A 21,305-nucleotide genomic window follows, 5' to 3' on the forward strand; every position below is an offset into this window, starting at 1 on the left:
GAAACGGGTCGGCGACAAACTTGTCTGCCGTCTGTTCAGCCAGTCGATGGTATCCCGTTGCCACTCCGGCACCGGCAATCGCCAACTCGCCCGGAGCGCCCACCGGCTGCAGACGTCGATACTGATTGAGGATATGCAGCTGGGTGTTTGCAATCGGACCGCCGATCGTCACGCTTTCGGCATGATCCAGACATTTGGCGCTGGACCAGATCGTGGTTTCGGTCGGGCCGTAGAGATTCCAGATTTGCGCCGGCGTCGCCTGAAACCGTTGAAACAACGCCACGGGCATCGCTTCTCCGCCGCACAACACCTTCAACTGCGAGGACGGCTGCCAGCCGACCTGGAACAGCAATTGCCAGGTGGTCGGCGTCGCCTGCATCAGGCTCGGATCGCTCTGTTCGATCAATGTCTTCAGGCGCTCGGCATCGCTGGCCACAGCGGCATCACACAGGACGCACTCGGCACCGCGAATCAGCCCGAGCAACAACTCCAGCCCCGCGATATCGAAGCTGAAGGTGGTCACGGCCAGTAAACGATCACGCTCATCAACCTCCAGCATCTGGGCCATGCCATGCAGAAAGTTGTTCAACGCACGGTGGGGCACCATCACGCCCTTGGGCTTGCCAGTGGAGCCCGAGGTGTAGATCAGGTACGCCAGGTCACTGTCACTGCGCGCCTTGAGTGTCGGCACCTGGGTGTCGGCATACGCCGTGATGCGTGCGCGCTCGTTGTCCAGGCACAGTACCTCACAGGGCACGGACCAGTTGCGGGTGATGGTCGACTGGCTCAACAGCAGACTCGCGCCACTGTCTTCGAGCATGTAGCGCTGACGCTCGCCGGGGTACGTCGGGTCCAGCGGAACGTACGCCGCGCCACTGTGCACAACGCCCAGGATGGCCAGCGGCAGGTCCAGCGAGCGTTCGAGGCAAATCGCAACCTTCGCGCCCGGTCCGATCCCCCGTGCATTCAGGAAATGCCCCAGCGCCTGCGCGCCCTGCATCAACGAACGGTAATCAAGGGTGTTTTCGTGATGCCGGAAGGCGGTTTTTTCCGGGTGACGGTCGGCCTGTTGCTGCACCCACTCCAGCAGGCTCGCGACCGCTGGCAATGGCAGGTCGCTGTCGTTGCAGCGTTGTAACAGTGCCAGTTCCTCGGCCTGCACAATGTCGTGGTCCGCCAGAGAGCGCAGCGGTTCGGCCAGCACTCCGTCCATCAACCGCAAATAGTGCGCGAGCATGCGTTGGATGCGCGTCGTTTCAAACAGCTCAGTCGAGTATTTGAAGTTGATCACCGCGCCGTCGGCGTTTTCGATGATCTCAAGCTCCAGTTCATACTCGCCTTCCTGGCGCAACTGCTCGACCATGGTGATACCCAGAGGCTGGGTATATTGACGTTCCAGTTGTTGCAACCCGTGGCTGTTGGCGAAGTTCTGGTGGGCGAAAGCGATGTTGAACAGCGGCCGCTGTCGTTGATTGCGGGGCACTTTCAGTGCATTGAGCAGCGTTGGGAAGGGATAGTCGCAATGGTCGACGGCATCGACCACAGTCTCTTGCAGGCGTCGCAGGTAGTCACGCGCGCTATCGACTTCAATATCGCGGCTACGGATCGGCACCATGTTCATGAAATAGCCGATGCTTTGGCCAAAACACTCTTTGGGGCGGCCCAGCGTCGGCATGCCGACAATAATGTCTTGCTGCTGGGTGTACCGGCTAAGCAAGCCGTTGAAAATGCCCAGGAAGAACACCGCCCGGGTCAAACCATGCTCGGAACAAAAAGCCTCCAGGCGTGCATTCAATTCCGCGGGCACGGGCAGACGAACACTGCTGCCCTCGAACGATACCGTGCTGCTGCGCGGGAAGTCCGTCGTCAGTTCAAGAGGCAGCGGCGCGTGCTCCAGTGCAGTTTTCCAGTAGTCGAGCAGTGGCTGCGCAGCGGGACCTTCGAGCATTTCGCTTTGCCAGGCGACAAACTCACCGAAGTGCGCCGCCGGTGGCTCGACCCGCGACGGCGTGTCACTGGTGAGACTTTGGTAGGCATCAAACAGGTGATTGAGAAACAGCAAGGCGGACGTGCCGTCGAAGACAATGTGATGAACTCGGAACAAGGCCCACCATTGGTCATCATCCGCCTGGAACACACGGCCATCGATCAACGCAGTTCCTTCCAGCGGCAGAGGCTGCTTGCTCAAGCCATGCAAGGTGTCGAGTATCTGCTGCGAGGGCACGCCACGAACGTCTTCCAGAACCAGGCTGAACCGTGAAACCGCCTGGGGTTGCAGGTTCGGCTGGCCTTGCGCCTCGCGCAGGCGGCTAGTCAACAGCGGATAGGTGGTCAGGACTCGCCGGTATGCCTGCTGCAGTGCTTCGAAGTCCAGCGCACGGTCGCAACGAAAGCACAACGGAATCTGATACGCGGTGATCTCCGGCAGCGTCTTGTGCAGCGCCCACAATCCTTTTTGTCCAGCGGACAGAGACACCGGTTCAGTGGCGAACAGCAAGCTCTTCAGTTGTGTGGTGGAAATTTCTCCCGCTTTGTACGCGGCCAGAAGCTGTTCTTTAGTGGCAACTGCATTCATTTCAACAGTTCCTTAACGTCGTCGAGGGATTTATCGCTATGGATGATCGAGTCGAGCATTGCGATGACTTGTGCATCCTGAAACTGCGCAACTTCGCTCCTGGCCGCAGGAGCGATCTCGGGTTGTTGCTGGATATGGGCATTGAGCGCCGCCAGCGACGGGTTCTCATGGAAGGCACGCGCCGAGAGCCGCACCTGGAAACGCTGTTCCAGAGCATGCGCAAGCCTGATCGCGAGCACCGAATCCATGCCGTATTGACGCAGCGGCTTGTCCACCAACAACTGCGCGGAGCCCAGCCCCAGGTGTTGTTCGAGAAACGCGAGGATGAAGGCATGGACATCGTTATCCTGCCGGGCAAGAGCCTCTGCCACGGGCTGTATGGCCGGGCCGGACAGAGTGACGGCCGACCAGCAAGGCGTGCGCAGGAAGTCGGTCAGCGGCAAGCGGGTGCGCCGGCCCTTGAGCGCCGGACGCTCGGGCATCGGCGTCCCAGTCACCCAACTCGCGGCCAGGGCCTGCAACGCGTCGCGATCCGGCGAAGCGGGCCATTGCGCAGGGGCCAGCGACTCCAGCACCGGGTTATCACCGCGATACCCCAACGCCCCGTCGTTGAAACCGGCCAACGCGCTACGCAACTCGCCAAGCGAATGCACCACCCAGGCAGCTCGACACTCCAGTGCTTCACGACCCTGCATCAAGGTGAACGCGATGTCCTCGATTTGCAGCGAAGGGTTATCCGTGACCTGCAGCAGCAACCCCTTTGCAAGGTTCGCCAGGCGCCCGGCATCCGGGGCTGAAAGCAGTATCAGGTGCGCCATATCGGCGGGTGTGGATGTGGTCTCACAACGTTGCGGTGCTTCTTCTATCAAGAGACAGGCGTTGGAACCATTGATCCCCGTGGTGCTGATCAGACCGCGTCGAAGCTCCCCTGGCGCCACCTGCCAGGGTTGTCGACTGAGTACCGGAGCAATACCGGACCGATCGAACCCGATGTATTCGTTGACCTGGCGCAAGCCCTGCAAGGCGGGCTTAGATGCATGACGCATAGCCATCAACATGGCCAACAGATCCACGATCCCCGAGGCCGCGAAACTATGGCCCACCAGTGGTTTGATCGAACTCAACGCACAGGGCACGGCGCGGTCTGTGCCGAACACCTGCTGCAAGGCCTGCACTTCGACCGGATCGCCCAGTTGCATGCCGATGCTGTGGGCCAGCACCAACTGGATCTGCCCGGACTCAACCCCTGCGGTGGTCAGTGCCTGGGCAAAGAGTTCGGCCTGGCGAACGGGATTCGGCGCCAGAATGCCATTGGTACGACCGTCGTAATTGACCACACTGCTGCGAATCACGCCGTAAACCTGGTCGCCGTCGGCCAGTGCCTGACTCAATGGCTTGAGCACCACGGCGGCCACGGCTTCGGCCGGAACCAGTCCGCTGGCGCCCTGATCGAAAACCCGGCACGCCGGTTCCTGTGCCAGCGGCATGACATCGGCCAATACCCCAAGCTCCCGTGAGGACACCATCAGGCTGACGCCACCGGCCAGTGCCATGGTGCATTCACGGTTATGCAAAGCACGACACGCCTGGTGGATCGCCACCAGCCCGGAGGAGCAGGAAGCGGTCAGGCTGTAGTTGGGACCGTTGAGGTCCAACGCGTAGGCAATCCGCGCTGACAGGGTGGCATTGCGGTTGGCATTGATCCGCCCCTCGTGGGCCAGTTGCTCGCCATAGAAGCTCTCTTCGGCACCTACAAACACACCGCACTGGCTGCCACGGATCGAGGCGCCCAGATAACCGGCGTCCTCGAACGCATGCCAGGCGGCTTGCAGAAACAGACGCTGTTGCGGATCGATGACCGCTGCTTCCTGGGGCGACAGCTCGAAGAACAGCGGGTCGAACGCCTCCACATCATCGATAAAGCCCCCGTAGAGCCTGGACTGTGAAGCAAAACCGGCGCTGTCTGCCCGCAAACCACGGCATGCCGAGGCCGCCTGAATGGCGGATGTACCTTCGGCCCAGTTCTCCCATAACTGATCGACTGAATCGGCCCCCGGGAAACGGCCGCTGACACCGACGATCGCAATCGGCTCATAGGCGCCGGATGTGTTCATCGGTGCCGCTGGCGGCTTCACGACGGCTTCGACAGGCGCACTTTGTGTCGTCAAGGTGCGCGCCAGGAAAGCAATCAGGTCATCGGCGCTCGGGTTGCCGAAAAACGTTGCGGGTGTCAGGTTGCACCCCAATCGTTGAGACAACTGCTTGCCCAATTGAGCCAGCTTGATCGAATCGAAGCCCATCTCTGTCCAGTTCAAACTCGTCCTGATGCGCTCCGCCGGCAGCTTCAGCTGCTCTTCGATGGCCTCAAGTACCCATTGACGCACCTGCTGCGCATCGACCGCGGCCGACGACGGTTGAACCGCTTCGATCACGCCCGGCACGTCCTGCACTACCGGAGTGTGGCCCGATAGACGACGCTGCAATGGGTTGTTGCTACCCACCAGAACAATCGCCTGAGGCACAGCTGTCGCGAGAATCTGCTCGAACAGCGCCAGAGCGTCGCTGGTTTCCAGATAGTCCTGGCCGCTGCCGTCCAGATAAAAGCGCTCCTCGCGGCGACTGTTGAGCCCCATTGCCCCATCGCGCCACAACGGCCAGTTGATGACGATATGGCGCGTCGAGCTGTCGTCATTCCTGGCCTGGGCGAACGCGCTCTGGTACCGGTTGGCCACGGCATAACTGCAAGAACCAAAATCCCCCAGAATCGCCGACGAGGACGAGAACTGCACATGCCAGGACAGTGCTTCGGGTTCAAAGACACGCAACAGCGCACGCGTTCCTTCGACCTTGGCCGCCAGTACGCGCTGGAAGTCCGCCAGATCAATTGCCTCCAGCGTCGTGGTCGGAGCCGCTCCCGCCGCGTGGATAACACCGTGAATCTGCCCGAAGCGGGCCTTGGCTTGCTGTACCGCACGACGCAAGCTGATTTCGTCGCTGACATCAGCCTGCACGTAAAACAGGCGTCCGATACCGCGGTCCAGTGCCCCAATGTCTCTGGCCTGGTCCGGTGTCAGCGCCGAACGCCCGGCGAGAACCAGATTGGCCCCCTGCGCATGCAGACGACGCCATAGCAACTGCGCCAGCGCGCCCATCCCGCCGGTGATGAACCAGGTCTTACCCGCCTGCGCGATCAGAGGGCTGTCGGTCAGCGTCAAGGCCTCGATGACAGCCACATGACGCATGCCATCGCGATAGAACACGCTTTCATCACCACCGGCCAGCGCCTCTGGCAACACATGAAGGGCGAACCAGTCAGGCAGCGACAAGGCGCCTGTGCTGTGATTGTCCTGGCATGCCAGCAAACTGACCCGCGTCTGTGGCATGACCATGGGCAGCGAGCGAACAAACCCCAGCCAGCTCTCGACCTGGGCCTGCATTCTTGGTTGAGGATAACGGGCCAGCAACAACAGCCGACCTACCGGCAACCGTGCCGCCATGATGGCCTGGAGGCTGTACAGCAGCCCCTGATAACGCTCGCAGTAATAGATATCGCAGGCACCCAGTGCGTGGTAGCAGATGTCCACCTGGGACATGCGTTGACGCACCTGCTCAAAGGCTGCGGTAAACCCCTCAAGGTCATCACGGACAACAGCCACAGCATTGCCCAGCCCGGATGCGTCACCCTCGCAGAGCAGGAACACCACCTCACACCCCGGATGCGCCTGCTCTATAACCGGGCCGAGTGCCAGGCCGTGCGCGGCATGGTCAACCAGGCAAAGGACGCGCCGGACAATCGCTTGCGGGCTATGCCCTTGCCGTTCCTGTGGCTGCCAGACTTCCCGGTAGGTCAATACCGGTTGCTTTGGACGCGGCTCCAGCGCCTGACTGTCGCTGACGGGAGAAGGCAAACGCCCGTCCGCTGTTGGCGTCAGACGGCGCAGATCATGACTCGGCGCAAGCCAATAGCGGTCACGACGAAACGGATAACCGGGCAGGCTCAGGCGTTGTGGTTGCCGAGCATGGCACGGCGCCCAATCCATGGGGTCACCCTGCACCCAGTTGTCGATCCGTTGTTGTAGTGCAGCGCCGGACCAGGGCGTTTCGCCATTGACTGGCGGCAATGTCGGCTTGCTGCGTGGTACAGAGTTGTCGCTCGCCAGCCAGCTCAGTTGCGACCAGTCGCTGTCCAGTAACTGGCGCAGGCACTGGCTCAGATGGGCCATATCGCGGACGATGAACCCCAACCGCCACTCCAGGGTCTCGCGCCCGGTCTGCAGGGTGAATGCCAGACGAGCAAGATGGGTGTCTTCGAGCTTTTCGTTGTGCAGATGCTGCAACAGATCATCAATACGTTGATGCAGTTGCCCGAGACTTTGCGCCGACAGCACAATCGCACTCGCCATTGGGCAAGGTGTTGACTCATGACGTTGATCATCCTCGGCGATCAACAGGTGAGCATTGGCCCCTCCTGCACCGAAAGAAGAAAGACCGGCAATACGCGGCATCAGCCAGGTGTGTCCGTCCTGGTGCTTGATCCGCCGTTCCCAGACTTGAGCCGTCTGCACGAGACGCAACGGCGTCTGGCTGAAATCGATACGTGGGTTGCCCGGTTGTGCATGCAGGGTTGGCGCCAGCATGCCGTGCTTCATTTGCAGCAATATCTTGCTCAGGCCAGCCATACCGGCGGCACTTTCCGCATGGCCGATGTTGGACTTCACCGACCCCAGCGCGCATGTCTGCTCAGACCCTGCCGGCGCCGCGTATGCGCCGACCAGTCCCTTGATTTCAATCGGGTCACCCAGTGCTGTTCCAGTTCCATGGGCCTCGATGTAGCTGACATCCTGTGCAGCGATGCCGGCACGTTCGAGTGCCTGAACCATGACCTGGGACTGCGATCGCGGGCTCGGCACCGTATAGCCCGATGTCCGCCCACCGGCACCGATCATGCTGCCCTTGATCACACCGTAAATATGGTCGCCTTCGCGCCGGGCCTGCCCCAGGGACTTGAGCATAACCACGCCCACCCCTTCACTGGCGACGAAGCCGTCCGCCTGATCACCAAAGGCACGGCAGGCATTGCCGTGGGAGAGCATCTGCATATAGGACAGGCTGGAGAGGTGCACCGGGTCGGTGATCAGGTTGACCCCGCCCACCAGAGCACTGGCACAGCTGCCGCCACGAATGCTTTCGGCAGCCATGTGCAGCGCCGTCAGGGACGAGGAACAGGCCGTGTCCAGTGCAATGCTCGGACCTCGAAAATCAAAAACGTAGGACACCCGATTGGCGATCGACCAATAGCGTGAAACCAGCGGATAGTCGCTGTTCATGACGCCGACAAACACGCCGACTTCACCGCCGCTGGAGAGCGCCTTGGGGGTGTACCCCGCGTCCTCGATGCAGGCATAGGTGTGCTGCAGAATCAGTCGCTCCTGCGGGTCCATCAGTTCGGCTTCAGCCGGGGAAATATGGAAAAAGACCGGATCGAATTCGTCATGCCCCGCGATGAAACCGCCCCAACGCGTGTAACAGCCGCCGATCAATTCAGGGTCGTCGCTAAAGCCGGTGCGCCAGTCCCAGCGCTGTGCGGGAATTTCTTCGATGCAGTGCACACCGTTGAGCAAGTTATGCCAGAACGCAGGGAGATCGAGCGCCTGCGGATAACGACCTGCCATGCCGACAATTGCGATGTCGTCGTCGCGGTTGATCGCCAGCATCGGTAGTTGCGGCTCCACAGCTGTAGCCTGTTTCGGCGCTGATACCAATGGCGGTGTCAAGCCCAGGGAGGAGCCTTGAGCATTGTCTGCCCCAACCACGCCGGTGCCTGCCCCGACCAGCTCGGCGCAGGCGTCGGATTCGTATGTGAGGAAGTAATCTGCCAGTTCATCGATGGTCTGGACATCGAACAGCAGACTGCTGTCGACAGTGCCGAACAATTCGCCCAACGCATTGGTGATGTACACCGCCGAAATCGAATCGACCCCATAGCGCACCAGCGGCGTGCTGTCATCCAGTTCATCGAGCGCAACCTCCAGCGCATTGCTGACCACGGTACGCATGCGCAGGACGATGGCGATTCGCAAGTCTTCGCCGGCCAAGACAGCAGGTTGGCCCATGCTGGGCGCAGAGTCATCGGCCACCACGGTGGCGAAAAAGTCCGCGTAAACCTGCGGCTGAACAGACAGAAAATGGTCGGCCAGTTCTTCGATCGTCTGCAGGTCGAACAACAAGGTGCCATCGACGCTGCCAAACACCTCGCCCAGGGCATTGGTAATGTACACCGCCGAGATCGAGTCGACGCCGTAGCGCACCAGTGGTGTACTGACATCCAACTCATCAAGGGGTACTTGCAGGGCTTCGCTGACCAGTGCCGCCATATGGGCCAGCGCCTTGCTGCGTAAATCAGGCAGCGGTTCGCCGGCGTCTTTCACAGACCGTTGTGCCTGCACCCTGCCCGCTTCGACGGGTAATGCCGCAGTCGAGGCTGCCACCTTCGGTGTTGCACCAATGGCCGCATCGAAGTTCTGCGGTATCAGAGCCTGCATCTGTTGCGCTGCACGAGCCAGTACGCCCTTCACATCGCTGACTGACGTGTGCTGATCAGCGATTTCCAACGCCCGGTCCAAAACCATGCCCGGCACGATACTCAGATTGGTGAACTCCAGCATGTGAATAAAACCCAGTTGCGAAAGCGAACTGCGTAGTAGAAATTCGACAGCCGCGACGCCATCGGCGGTATCAATGCCGGCAACGCCGATGCTGGCCATGCGTTGACGATAGTGCTCGGAAGCACCCGCGCCGAACGCCTCCCAATAGCCCCAGTTCATGATCTTGACCGGGAACCGGCAAACACTGCGCAAGTGGTGGGCGAACGTGTCCTGGAACACCGAACCCGCCGCGTAATTGCTCTGCCCTGCAGTCTTGAGGAAGGCCACCAGCGAGGAGAAAAACAACATGAAGTCGAGCTGTTCGTTGCCGAACACCGCGGCTATGTTGACGCTGCTGGCGACCTTGGTGCCCAGCACCAGAGCGAACGTTTGTTCATCCATGGTCAAAACGCTCTGGTCTTGCAGCACAATGGCGGAATTGATCACGCCATGAATGTGTGCAAAGCGTTGTTTGATCTGCCTGTGAGCCTGGGCAAGAGCCGCCGCGTCGGTGGCGTCGGCCTGAAAGTAGATCGGTGGATGTGACAGGTCGCTGAAGCTGTCCAGCTGCGCAGCGACGCCCTGCTCCAGACTGCGCCTGCCGAGCCAGATGACATTGGCGTCGTAGTGCTCGATCAGGTAACGACTCAGGACCTTGCCGATACCGCCGGCACCACCGAGGATCACGTATACCCCGTGCCGACGAAAAGCCTGAGCCTCCTTCACCAACGGTTCATGGCATGCCATCAGGCACTGCTGATACCACTGGCCTGCGCGCCAGGCCCAGGTTTCACCCTTCGCATCAAAGGGCAATGCCAGCAGTTGCTCAAGCGGCCAAGGGCAAGTCCCGTCCAGATCGATCATTCGAAAACGCCATTTGCGCATCTCCTTGGCAAGCGCCCCCACCAACCCGTGTACAGAGGCATGAGCTGCAAAGACCGGCTCAGCCTCAAATACCGACTGGGCCTGGGAAGTGACCAGCGTCAATGACAACTGACGCGTATGGCGGCCTTGCGACAGCAGCGTCTTGATCAGTCGGAACAGACTCAACAATCCTGTTTCCTGGGCTTGAATCAGGTCGGCTCCAGACGTCGGCGCAACCCACAGAATTTCATCGAACTCCCCTGCACGGGTCAGCAGGCGCTCACATGATTCGCGGCTGCCCAGTTCCCGGTGATCCGCGTACACGCGCTGTGGCAAGAGGCGCGACAGTTCTGTTTCGATTCCGTCTTGCGTGCCGATCTGCAATACCTTTGAAGGCACAGGTGCCGGCGTCGCGGTCCATTGACGCGGGCGCCACTCGACCGCCAAGGACACATTCGTACCCGAGGCCACGGTGGCCGGCGCTGTGTTGGCCGCAACACGTTTCGCCGCCGAGAAATCCTTGATCGTCAACGCGTTGAACAAGGCGCACAGACGCCCTTCAACGTCGAGTAACTGAATATCGAAGACCTTGCCATCACCTTGTTTCGAACGCGAGACAATGCACCACATTTCAGATGAACAGGCTCGATGCAGATCGACCCGCTCCAGCGCAAAAGGCACGGGTAGTCCGACACTGCGGTCGACCCCCAGATAAAATCCGATGATGGCCTGGAACGCGCCATCAGCCATCGAAGGGTGGAGTTGGTAGTGGGTATCGAACTGCGCCAGGCTCAGCCTGGCAACGACGTGGTGTGCGCCTGCGTGCAGGTATTCAATGGTCTGATGGCTACGTCCGTAGTCCAGGCCGATGTTCGTGAAATGGCGATAACAGTCGGCTCCCTCGTACCGTTTCTGGCAATGCCGGGCAATGAATGCCTGCACATCGAGTACGGGTGGCGCTGGCTCCTCCAACTTGCCGATCGTGCCCCTGGCGCACGTCAGGTAGTGACCCGAAGCATCGGTGCTTTCGATGACGAATGAGGGAGTAACGCTATCGTTGGCGCTCAGGCTGATACGCATATCGAGTACAGCATTTATCACTTGCGCCGGCCTGGACCACATAAGTTTGTGCAGGCTCAGAGACACCTCATGAGGGCTCAACGCCTCATGGGCCGCTCTGGCCATCTCCAGGTAGGCCACGGCAGGCAATATCGGGTTGCCGTCGACTTGGTGGTCCGCCAGAAAACCTTCCTGGCCGCTGAACGTCGACGTAAATGTCGATGTTCCAGGCTGATGCTGACCGAGCAAAGGGTGGGCGCCATGTTCATCCTTCAGAGGTGAAAGGCGGGTATCGGTTTTCAACCAGAGTTTGTTCCGGGAAAACGGATAAGTCGGCAGGCTGACGCGGACCGGGCGTACATCGCCATACAGTTTTGCCCAGTCGATATCCGCACCTTCAATCCAGGCACGCAGACATTGCTGAGGGTCAGCACCGGCTTCGATATCCATCGAAACTGCCGATCGACCTATCCGGCCATGCAAGATGTGCGCAGCCGGCTCATCAGGTGCCTCAAGGAACCGCTCCAGTGAAACAATAGCGGCTGCCACATCCATGGCCACGAAACCGAGACGCCAATCAAAGGCCTCCCGGCCCACTTGCAGGGTATAGGCACAATCAATCAATGTCTGGGAGCGGGCAACTCCACCGGCCTGGAAAAATTGCAGGAGTTGCCTGGCCTGCAGCTTCAAGGCCGCCTGATTGGGGGCAGATAACAACAGCACTGGAGCCACTTGCGGTGGTGCTTTAGCACCCCTTGGCGGCGGCAGGTATTCGGCGATGATCAGGTGAGCATTGGAGCCACCTGCACCGTAGGAAGACAGACTGGCCATACGTGGGCGTTCATGGCCCTGTTCATCGGTTTCACGCGACCATGCTTCCAGGTCGCGTTGCACATAGAACGGAGAGTCGCGGAAGTTGAGGTCAGGATTGGTTTCATCGGCATACAACGAAGGCGCCAGTTGCCCGTGCTTCATCTGCAGCACGATTTTACTGAGCGCAGCGACACCGGCGGCGCTTTCGGAATGGCCGATGTTCGATTTGACCGAGCCGATCGCACAGAACTGTTTGTCCTGGGTATAAGCGCCAAAAGCCGTGCACAGTCCTTTTAGCTCTACCGGGTCGCCGACCGGTGTGCCGGTGCCGTGGGCTTCGACATACTGAATGTGCCGGGGATCGATACCAGCCTTGTCGATGGCCTCTTTGATCAATGCCGATTGCTGCTCGGCGTTGGGTACGTAATAACCACTGGAGTGACCGCCGTGGTTGATCACACTGGCCTTGATGACACCGTGGATCTGGTCGCCATCGAGTAACGCCGTGGCTAGGGGCTTGAGCACCACGACCCCGACCCCTTCACTGGGAATGTAGCCATCCCCACCGCTGGCGAAACTGCGGCAACGGCCCTTGTGCGAAAGGAATTTGTTGTCCCTGAGCAATCGGTACTTATTGGGGTGCAGAGAAAGATTGACGCCTCCGGCCAGCGCCACCTCACACTCCTGCAGATGCAGACTCTGGCAAGCCAGGTGGATGGCAGTGATCGAGGACGAACACATGGTGTCGAGCGTCAGACTGGGACCATTGAAACCGCAGAAGAAACTCACCCGGTTGGCAATCGATGCGGCCACACCGCCCGATGCCGTGCTATCACTGATCAGTGAAGCTTCAATACCGTAGAATTGATACTCCTGGTACATAGCGCCGGCAAAGACTCCCACCCGGCTTTGCCCTGCATGGCGACTGGACGCAGACTTGCCCAACGTCTTGCGGGTGTAGCCGGCGTCTTCAATGGCCGCGTAAGCGCACTGCACGAAAAGGCGCTCCTGTGGATCAAGCTTGGCGGCTTCTCTCGGGGTGATGTTGAAGAACAGAGAATCGAAGCAATCGGCATCCTTCAAGAAACCGCCCTGGATGTCGCCCATGCTACCGAGCTGCGGATGCCCAGCCTGCCATCGGTCGTCGGGCAGCCTGGATACACAGTCGCGACCTGACGCGAGGTTGCGCCAGAACTCATCAAGATTTTCGGCCATGGGATAACGACCGGAGATACCGATGATTGCGATGTCCTGAAAGTCCGTCTGGGGACCGCCGGCCTTCTCGCTCTCGGAAAAAAAAGCTGGTGTATTCATAGTGCCACCCGAAAGTTATTCAAATAATGAGAGGTTGAAATTTATGCCGGGCACAGGCCCCCTATACCATCGGGATGAGCCAATCAGGCTTCATCCAGCGGCAGGGTTAACGAGACCTTTGATTCCGGTTTTGAGGTAACAGCCTCCTGGCGAGAACTCAGTCAGCCATCGAAGGCTCCCGCGCCCACTGATCGAGCACCTTGAGTTCGCCGTTTTCCCAGGCCTGGCGACAGGCTTTGCGGCGGACCTTGCCGCTGGAGGTACGTGGCACCTGGCCGGGAGATACCAGCACCACGGCTTGCGGATTGATTTCGTGCTTCATCCAGACTTCTTTCTGGATATCGATCATGACGTCCTGCAGGTTGCCGTGACGCTGAGTGCGCTCAAGCTCGGCGACAATCACCAGGTTTTCCTGAATGTCATGTTCGCTGACGAATGCCGCGCAGCCGTTGGCGACCACTTTGGACTGGCTTGTCACAACCGACTGCTCGATGTCTTCCGAATAGAAATTGCGCCCTGCAATGATGATCATGTCCTTCAGGCGACCGGTCACGTACAACTCCCCTTCGTGCAGGAACCCGAGATCACCGGAACGCAGATAAACCCGTCCCGTATCATCCTTGACTGAGTAAAAGGCGTGACTGGTGGCCTGTTCCTGCTGCCAATACCCAGCGGCAACGCTTGGCCCCGATACGCAGATCTCGCCGACACAGCGCTCGGCTGATGGCAAGCCCGTGTCAGGATCGACGATCAGCAAGCGTTGTTGGCCAATGACCGGCCCGACACTGACCAGTGAGCGCCACACTGGACTGTCTTGCACCCGCGATGTATCGAGTTGTTGATTGATGATGGCGTGTTTTTCATCCTGCAGGATCTGCCTGTCGACCAGGAGGCTCGAGGGCTGCTTCTCACCGGCATAGCCGGTAACGATCAACGTGCTTTCAGCCAACCCGTAACACGGTGCAAAGGCTCGCAGATCAAAACCGCTGGCAGCAAAACGTGCAGAGAACTCAGCCATGGTGCGCGCCCTGACCGGTTCGGCACCGTTGAAAGCATGCCGCCAACTGGCAAGATCCAACGTAGATAGATGCTCATTGGTTATTCGCTGGCAGCACATGCTGTAGGCAAAATTGGGAGCTCCGCTAATCGTCGCCCGATATCGACTGATCGCATCCAGCCAGACAAAAGGGCTATGGGCAAAGGTTTCCGGTGGCATCAATACGCACGGATAACCGCCCATGACGGGGGCCAGTAGGCCCGCGATCAATCCCATGTCGTGGTAAGGCGGTAGCCAGCTGACCATGATCTCGCCAGGCTTCCCCCCTAACCATTCGTTGAGCATCCCCAGGTTGTGTTGAATATTTTGATTGGAAACCATCACTCCCTTCGGATTTCCCGTGCTGCCAGAAGTGTATTGCAGGAATGCCGTGTTTTGCGGAAGTTGAACTGCAGGCTCCGGCAACTCATCAACGTAGCGCTCGCTTGCATCAATCGTCAGCAATGCAGAGTCAGGGACGCCCATCTCGGAAAAAAAAGCCCCGTAACGCCCCACTCCCTTGGTATTGCAGAGCAACAAGGACGCCTGGGCGTCCTTCAAAATGCTGACAACCCGAGAGACATGCAGACGGTTACGCGGCGGAAACAAAGGCACAGCCACTGTCCCTGCATACAGGCAGCCAAAAAAAGCAGTGACGTACTCAGGTCCAGGCTGACAGAGAATCAGAATACGCTCGCCGGCAACCGCTCCAGCAGACTTGAGCATGGCGGCCACGCGACTTGCAGAGCGCTTCAGCTCGGCGTAATCCAGAACTTGCTCCGACACGCCCTTGGACGACAGAAACTCGAATGCCCTCTGCGAAGGAGAAGTTCTGGCACGCTCGCAAAGTTTTTCAATGATCGAACTCATAAGTTTCATCCCACCCAGGCAACTGTTAAGTAGATATTTCCAACACACATGACCGTCATCGCAAACGATGTATGAGCAGACATACACCGGTCATCATCTGTTCCGTGCAATGAGCGCTTCGGCCCATTCCCCGTCACAACGACAAGTTCAAATCATTAATTAATTTTCGCCATAAGCAGGAACTTTCAGGCAGTCAGTGCCATAAGCAGCCTGCTTACTTTATTAACAACGAAAGTGGGTGACGCCTGGCATAGTCAATGCAAACATTGCCACAACACAAACTTCGCCCCATTGACCAACACTCGATCAGACTTGAATGAGTCGCCGATTTTTTTTGAGGTCGAAGTAAAGTGCGCGCCTGAGGAACAGACTTTGGCAGGTACGGGATCGAAAAATGTACTGCGCAGAGCGATACCCATGGCAAGCCTTGCACTCGCGCATTCATGGTCTATCGTCATATTCATTGACAAGGCGTTGATAGCCTTATGAGTAGAGTGTTGCGAACTGGAGCAGCAAACGGGTAAGCGGACCCCCATGAAATAGCGCTGAATCAGTCCACGCTGCCACTTCCAGGCCACCTGTGCCGCAATCAGGACGCAATGCGCATGGTGGCGCAGAGAAAATACCTCGATTCCATTTCGATGCATCATCGACAAGGACAAAACCCCGTCCAGATAAACACTGAGCAGATGGATATTCATAGTGAACTCCTGAAATTACATCCCTGCATATTTCATAAATCTATGCAAATTGACACTTGACAGCTGTAATGACACGGCTACTCAAGGCAAATACGCTTAGACATTTCCTATAAATCGTCGCTGATGCGATCTAATAATCAATAGACAGACCGTATCAAAAATAAAATCTAAAAACTTATAGAAAACGGCGATTTTTTATCAATTTCCAACAAAAATAAACAGCACCACCACGCTCTCGATCCTGACTGGCGACTCCAGACAAATCGGCTCCGCAAGATCGCTCAAGCATTCATCACGCCGGCTCTTTCAGACGGATGGAGATCATGCTTGCGTACTTCAGCACCGACTCTTTACCCTGCCGGGATCGACTTGGCGTACAACCGAACCGTCGCCGATAACTTTGAGTGAAGTACGATTGACTGGAGAAGCCACTTGCCATGGCTATGTCCGCGATGCTCAGCTCGCTATTAAGGAGCAAATGATGAGCATGCAAAATACGCCTCTCGCTGATCCAGGCCCTTGGAGAAACGCCATACACAACCCCGAACAACTCCTTGAAGGTCGTCAGCCCCATGCCAAACTCCCTGGAAAACTGACTGAGCCGCCACTCTTTCAAGAAATACTGTTCCATAAATTGCTGCAAGCGTTCGACATGCCTGTTGCTCTGCTGACGCAGTAACGACATTAATTCGGCTCCTTGAGGGCCGAAGACAAACAACATCAACAATTCCTCCACCTTCAAGGATGCCAGCATCGGAGGATGTTCATGTGCAAGCAGGGTTTTCATGCTTTTCACACAATCTACGAGTAATGGATTGCTCGCAAAGACAATAATGTTTCCCCCGCATTTATCTCTGCGCTCAACCTCACCGAGCAATGCACCAAAACGCTGGATAAAACTCTGCAAAAACTGCTCCGATAAGGGAATCCATAGCAATTCACTTCGATGCTCACCGGTGCTGACCAGATAACTTCCTCGTCTGACAAAGAGAAGCTCACCCGCCTCAACACACCTTATTACGTTAACATCTCGGATTGTCAGCCCTCCTCTCGTCAGAATATAAACCCCCTCTACAGAGGTAGATAATGACTGAAAAGCAGGAATGCACCATCGACACGGAGATATCTTCTGATCAAGCGTGTTAGCACCTTGCATATCATTTTAATCCCGAACTTGTACAGCATTCCTATGCTGCCATGCCACCTCAGCATGCCAACATCATTTCCGCATATTATTTTTTTACAATGCATTAGCCGCCCAGGTCAAGTATTTACCTGCTCTCCCGCCCACTCAAAATTAGTACAATAGCTCTTATCAACCAAAAAACCTTGACGCCATGAACATCAAACACACAAGCAACTGCAAATCCCCGCCCCTTCAGAAATGCAGGCAAGGTGCCTGACAGGGGAGCCTGATTAAACATCAGCGCGTATTGACAGTTCTAGTGAGGAGACATTAGGACAACATTAAGTGATATCATATCGCCATGACCCTTCAGCCCTACCGCCATTACATAAAATGCCAGACACCCTCTAATCATCAAGTACCATTGCGCAAGAAGATACGCCTGCGCCCCTCTCTCTTGAGCCTGCTCTATCCAGCCGCTCTACAAGTGCAAATCTACTGCACTTCTCTCTCCTGACTATTGAATGCTAACACGCAATGCGCGGTGCATTTTGTCACTGACAGGCCTATATTTTGAGAAAAAAGCCACATCTGCCTACGCACGCGTCCTACAAGGAGACACACTATTTTACATTTTCCTCACGCGACAAATTAAACTATTCTTGACACGCAAAAAAATTCAACCTGCGCAGAGCTGCGACGCTCCCATTTGAAGCAAGCCAAGTAACTACCCGTCAACGGAGGCCTTGCGTGATTTACCGCATACTCTCCCTCGCTACTAATGTGCCCCTTCAAACCTCACTCATATCGCTGCGCAACGCTTAATCAGAGCAAGTAACGCTTACTTGAAGTCATCATACTTCCTTAACAATTGGTCATTCCCATTCCAAGGCAAATCAATACCCGACGCTAGCGCTATTTTATTAGTGCTCACCGGGGTCCACAGAGCGCAGAGCGGTGCGCACGTCGCGCCAGCCGAGACACGCTGTACGGATGCAAGGCGGTCGGGGCCAGATGCACCCAGCGGTCGACGCTGCAAGACACTTGAACAATACCAATACAATGGCCATACCTACGATGTCGTGAACATTTCTGGTGACGTGGCAGACTGCACAGCGCCAGCCAGCGTTCGAACATCCGCATTCAAACGTTGGACCGCGTTCAGCAAGCGGCCAAGAACGGTCGCTTGTTCCGTGTCAGTGAAGCCCCCTTCGCTGGCGGACAACTCATCGGTCCATGCCAATCTCGACTTGATAAAGGTTCACCATCATGTATTTTGAATGAACCTGCCTTCCACCCGGAGTCATTCCTATGCCACTGGTTCGCGTCGACATCAAAAAGCATCAAGACCCCACCTACGCCAAACGCGTCGGTCAGTTGATCTATGCCGCCATGCACAACGCCATCGGTGTGCCGGAACACGATAATTTCCAGATACTGGCCGAGCACGATGAAGAACATTTCATCTTCGACACCGAGTATTTGGGCATTAATCGAACAGACAATCTGGTGATCATCCAGATCACGTTGAACGAAGGCCGCACCACCGAGCAGAAAAAACTGCTCTACAAAACCATCGCCGACAGCCTGCATACGGAACTGGCGGTGCGCCTTGAAGACGTATTCATCAGCCTGGTGGAAGTGAAAAAGGAAAACTGGTCATTCGGCAACGGCATCGCCCAATACGCCTGATGCCCCCTTCTCTACCTGCGAGCCACGATCATGCCCCGAGTCTCCCGCGCACAAGCCGACCTCAATCGCGAAACCATCGTCGATGCCGCCACGCGGCTGTTCCGTGAGCGGGGGCTGCACGGGATCAGCGTAATTGATGTGATGGCCGCCGCCGGACTGACCCACGGCGGGTTCTACGGGCATTTCGAGTCCAAGGAAGCCCTGGCGCGGGAAGCCGGTGGCCGGGCGTTCCAGCAATCAGGTGAGCGCTGGAATGCCTGGATCGCCGAAAGCGCAGACAAGAACAGCGCCCGCCGCGCCTTGATCGAACCCTATCTGTCGGCAGCCAGCCGCGACAATCCCGGCGCGAGCTGCCCGGTGGTCGCCTTCGCCGGGGACATGTGCCACGAAGCGGCTGGTAGCGGTTTGCGCCAGACGTTCAACGAGGGCCTGGACCGACTGCTGCAGACCTTCGGCTCGTTGATGCAGACCGGCGATGCCGCGCAGGATCGACAACAGGCGCTGGTGCAATTTTCGTTGATGGTCGGTGCCCTGACCCTGGCCCGCGCCACTCAGGGCGAGCCACTGTCCGATGAAATCCTGGCGGCGGCGTTGAAGTTTCTGACCGCCGAAAAGGCCGTTGACAAGCCCGGCCCGGCGCCAGCATGATCGGCCACATGAAGATCCCTGCGCTGAACCTCACCCGCACCACCACGACCGCTACCGGCGGGTCGTGTGGTGGCTGGCTGGGGTAAACACAGCGCAGTGAACCCAAGGCCCCGCCAGCAATGGACGGGGCCTTGTTGTTTCTCCCCTCCGTTCGGCACGTTGTGTACGACACCCAGGAGAAACACCATGCCATCAGCGCTTCTGATCATCGATATGCAGGTCGGCCTGTTCCACGGCCCGGACAAACCCCACGACGGCGAGCGGGTGCTGGGCAATATTCGCCGGCTCATCCAACAGGCCCGGGAACGCAACGTACCGATTCATGCCGTCCGCCACACCGGCCCCGACGGGTCGCCGATTGCCGCTGGCAGTCCCTTCTGGCAGTTGTTGCCCGAGCTTGAGCTGGATGGCGATATCGACATCCTGTTCAACAAGACCAGACCCAACGCCTTCCATGGCACTTCGCTGGCGCAGCACCTGCGCTCGGGCGGGGTCGATGAGCTGCTGATCGTCGGCATGAAAACCCAATACTGCATCGACAGCACTTGCCGGGCAGCTGCGGATCTGGGGCTCAAACCGCTGCTGGTGGCTGATGCGCATACCTGCATGGACACGCCGGTGCTGGCGGCCTCGGCGATTATCGAACACCACAATGCGACGTTGAATGGTGCGTTCGCCAGGATCATCAACACCGCCGATATCCAGTTTTAAATACATAATCTGTGGGAGCGAGCTTGCTCGCGATGGCGCAGTGGCAGTTGACTCATATGTTGACTGACACGCCGCTATCGCGAGCAAGCTCGCTCCCACAGGGTTTTGCAGTGTAGATCTTTACCGGCAGGCATAGAGGCCGTGCAAGCTCCTACACTGTCCAGAGTTGGCCATTGCCAAACCGCTCTGGAATCAGCAATCTGCAACGACATAGAGCCCGACCATCCGAAGCCCACAGGAGCCCCGGCATGACCGCAACCGTTCTGGTACTGGTTGAAACCATCAACGACTACCTGCCGATTCTCGAACATCAGGGCTTTCACCTGATCCTGGCGCCAACCCCTGCCGAACGCGCCCAGGCCATCGCCACCCATGGTGCGCGCATCGACGCCGTGTTGACGCGTGGTCCGCTGGGGTTGTACGCCGATGAGATCGCGGCCCTGCCCGCACTCAAAATCATTTGCGTGATCGGCGCCGGTTACGAACACGTCGACCTGCAAGCCGCCAGCGACCGGCACATCACCGTGACCAATGGCGCCGGGGTCAATGCATCTTCGGTGGCCGATCACGCGATGGCGTTGCTGTTGTCACTGGTGCGCGACATTCCCCGGGCCGACGCCGCTGTCCGTCGCGGTGAATGGCCTAAAATCATGCGCCCTTCCCTGGCTGGCAAACGCCTGGGGATTCTCGGTCTCGGCGCGGTCGGCATGGCCATCGCCAAGCGGGCGGCCGACGGTTTTGACATGAGTGTGTGTTACCACAACCGCCAGCATCGCAGCGACGTGCCATACGACTACTGCTCGACCCCCACGGAGCTGGCCAGGGCCTCGGATTTTCTGGTCGTCGCCACGCCGGGCGGGCTCGGCACCCAGCACCTGATCAACCGCCAGGTGCTGGACGCGCTGGGGCCTAAAGGTTTTCTGGTGAATATCGCCCGGGCCAGCGTAGTGGTCACCGCCGACTTGATCACCGCGCTGGAACAACGCCGCATCGGCGGCGCCGCACTGGATGTGTTCGATGCCGAGCCCAAGGTGCCGGAAGCGCTCAAGAGCCTGACCAACGTCATCCTCACACCGCACGTCGCCGGGTTGTCGCCGGAAGCGACCCAGGGCACCGTTGAGCTGGTGGGCAAAAACCTGGCGGCGTTCTTTTCCGGCAACCCGGTGCTGACGCCGATTGCGTTGCCGATGCCGGTGCCAGGCCGCTCCACCTGACACACTACAAATCTTGCTGACACCCCAAAATCCTGTGG

The 21,305-nt window shown here is 58.2% G+C and carries 9 protein-coding genes (1 of these 9 running past the window's edge); 4 read left to right on the forward strand and 5 right to left on the reverse strand.

Annotated features, from left to right (window positions below; all coding sequences use genetic code 11):
* The 5 genes from POF45_RS04240 to POF45_RS04260 form a co-directional block, all read right to left on the reverse strand.
* Positions 1-2,575, reverse strand: partial view of a non-ribosomal peptide synthetase gene (locus POF45_RS04240; RefSeq protein WP_282315163.1) — the 5' end (the start) only. It extends 12,158 nt beyond the left edge of the window; the window shows 2,575 of its 14,733 coding nt (coding positions 1-2,575); it begins with the start codon at positions 2,573-2,575; the stop codon falls past the left edge of the window.
* Positions 2,572-13,269 (reverse strand): SDR family NAD(P)-dependent oxidoreductase, encoded by a 10,698-nt coding sequence (locus POF45_RS04245; protein ID WP_282315164.1) that lies wholly within the window; start codon positions 13,267-13,269, stop codon positions 2,572-2,574. The genes POF45_RS04240 and POF45_RS04245 overlap by 4 nt, the downstream gene beginning before the upstream one ends.
* 157 nt (positions 13,270-13,426) lie before the next feature.
* The gene (locus tag POF45_RS04250) at positions 13,427-15,175 is read right to left on the reverse strand and encodes a fatty acyl-AMP ligase (RefSeq protein WP_259494694.1); all 1,749 of its coding nucleotides are present in this window, start codon (positions 15,173-15,175) and stop codon (positions 13,427-13,429) included.
* A gap of 254 nt (positions 15,176-15,429) precedes the next feature.
* Positions 15,430-15,876: a hypothetical protein gene (locus tag POF45_RS04255; protein ID WP_282315165.1), complete on the reverse strand. Its 447-nt coding sequence runs from the start codon at positions 15,874-15,876 to the stop codon at positions 15,430-15,432.
* A 292-nt stretch (positions 15,877-16,168) separates the two neighbouring features.
* Positions 16,169-17,032, reverse strand: coding sequence for a helix-turn-helix transcriptional regulator (locus tag POF45_RS04260; RefSeq protein ID WP_259494698.1), 864 nt, complete (start codon positions 17,030-17,032; stop codon positions 16,169-16,171).
* 1,281 nt (positions 17,033-18,313) lie between these two features.
* On the opposite strand from POF45_RS04260, the gene POF45_RS04265 reads away from it, so the two are divergent.
* From POF45_RS04265 to POF45_RS04280, 4 genes are all read left to right on the forward strand, one after another.
* Positions 18,314-18,694 carry a tautomerase family protein gene (locus POF45_RS04265; RefSeq protein WP_282315166.1) on the forward strand — a complete coding sequence of 127 codons (381 nt, stop codon included), beginning with the start codon at positions 18,314-18,316 and terminating at the stop codon, positions 18,692-18,694.
* A 30-nt stretch (positions 18,695-18,724) separates the two neighbouring features.
* The gene (locus tag POF45_RS04270; protein WP_282315167.1) at positions 18,725-19,342 is read left to right on the forward strand and encodes a TetR/AcrR family transcriptional regulator; all 618 of its coding nucleotides are present in this window, start codon (positions 18,725-18,727) and stop codon (positions 19,340-19,342) included.
* 186 nt (positions 19,343-19,528) lie between these two features.
* A complete protein-coding gene (locus POF45_RS04275) occupies positions 19,529-20,053 on the forward strand; it encodes a cysteine hydrolase family protein (RefSeq protein ID WP_282315168.1) in 525 nt (174 codons plus the stop codon).
* A gap of 248 nt (positions 20,054-20,301) precedes the next feature.
* Positions 20,302-21,267 carry a 2-hydroxyacid dehydrogenase gene (locus POF45_RS04280; protein ID WP_282315169.1) on the forward strand — a complete coding sequence of 322 codons (966 nt, stop codon included), beginning with the start codon at positions 20,302-20,304 and terminating at the stop codon, positions 21,265-21,267.
* Positions 21,268-21,305: the final 38 nt, after the last annotated feature.

It is taken from the genome of Pseudomonas fungipugnans, from assembly GCF_029955235.1.
Classification (GTDB): Bacteria; Pseudomonadota; Gammaproteobacteria; order Pseudomonadales; family Pseudomonadaceae; genus Aquipseudomonas; species Aquipseudomonas fungipugnans.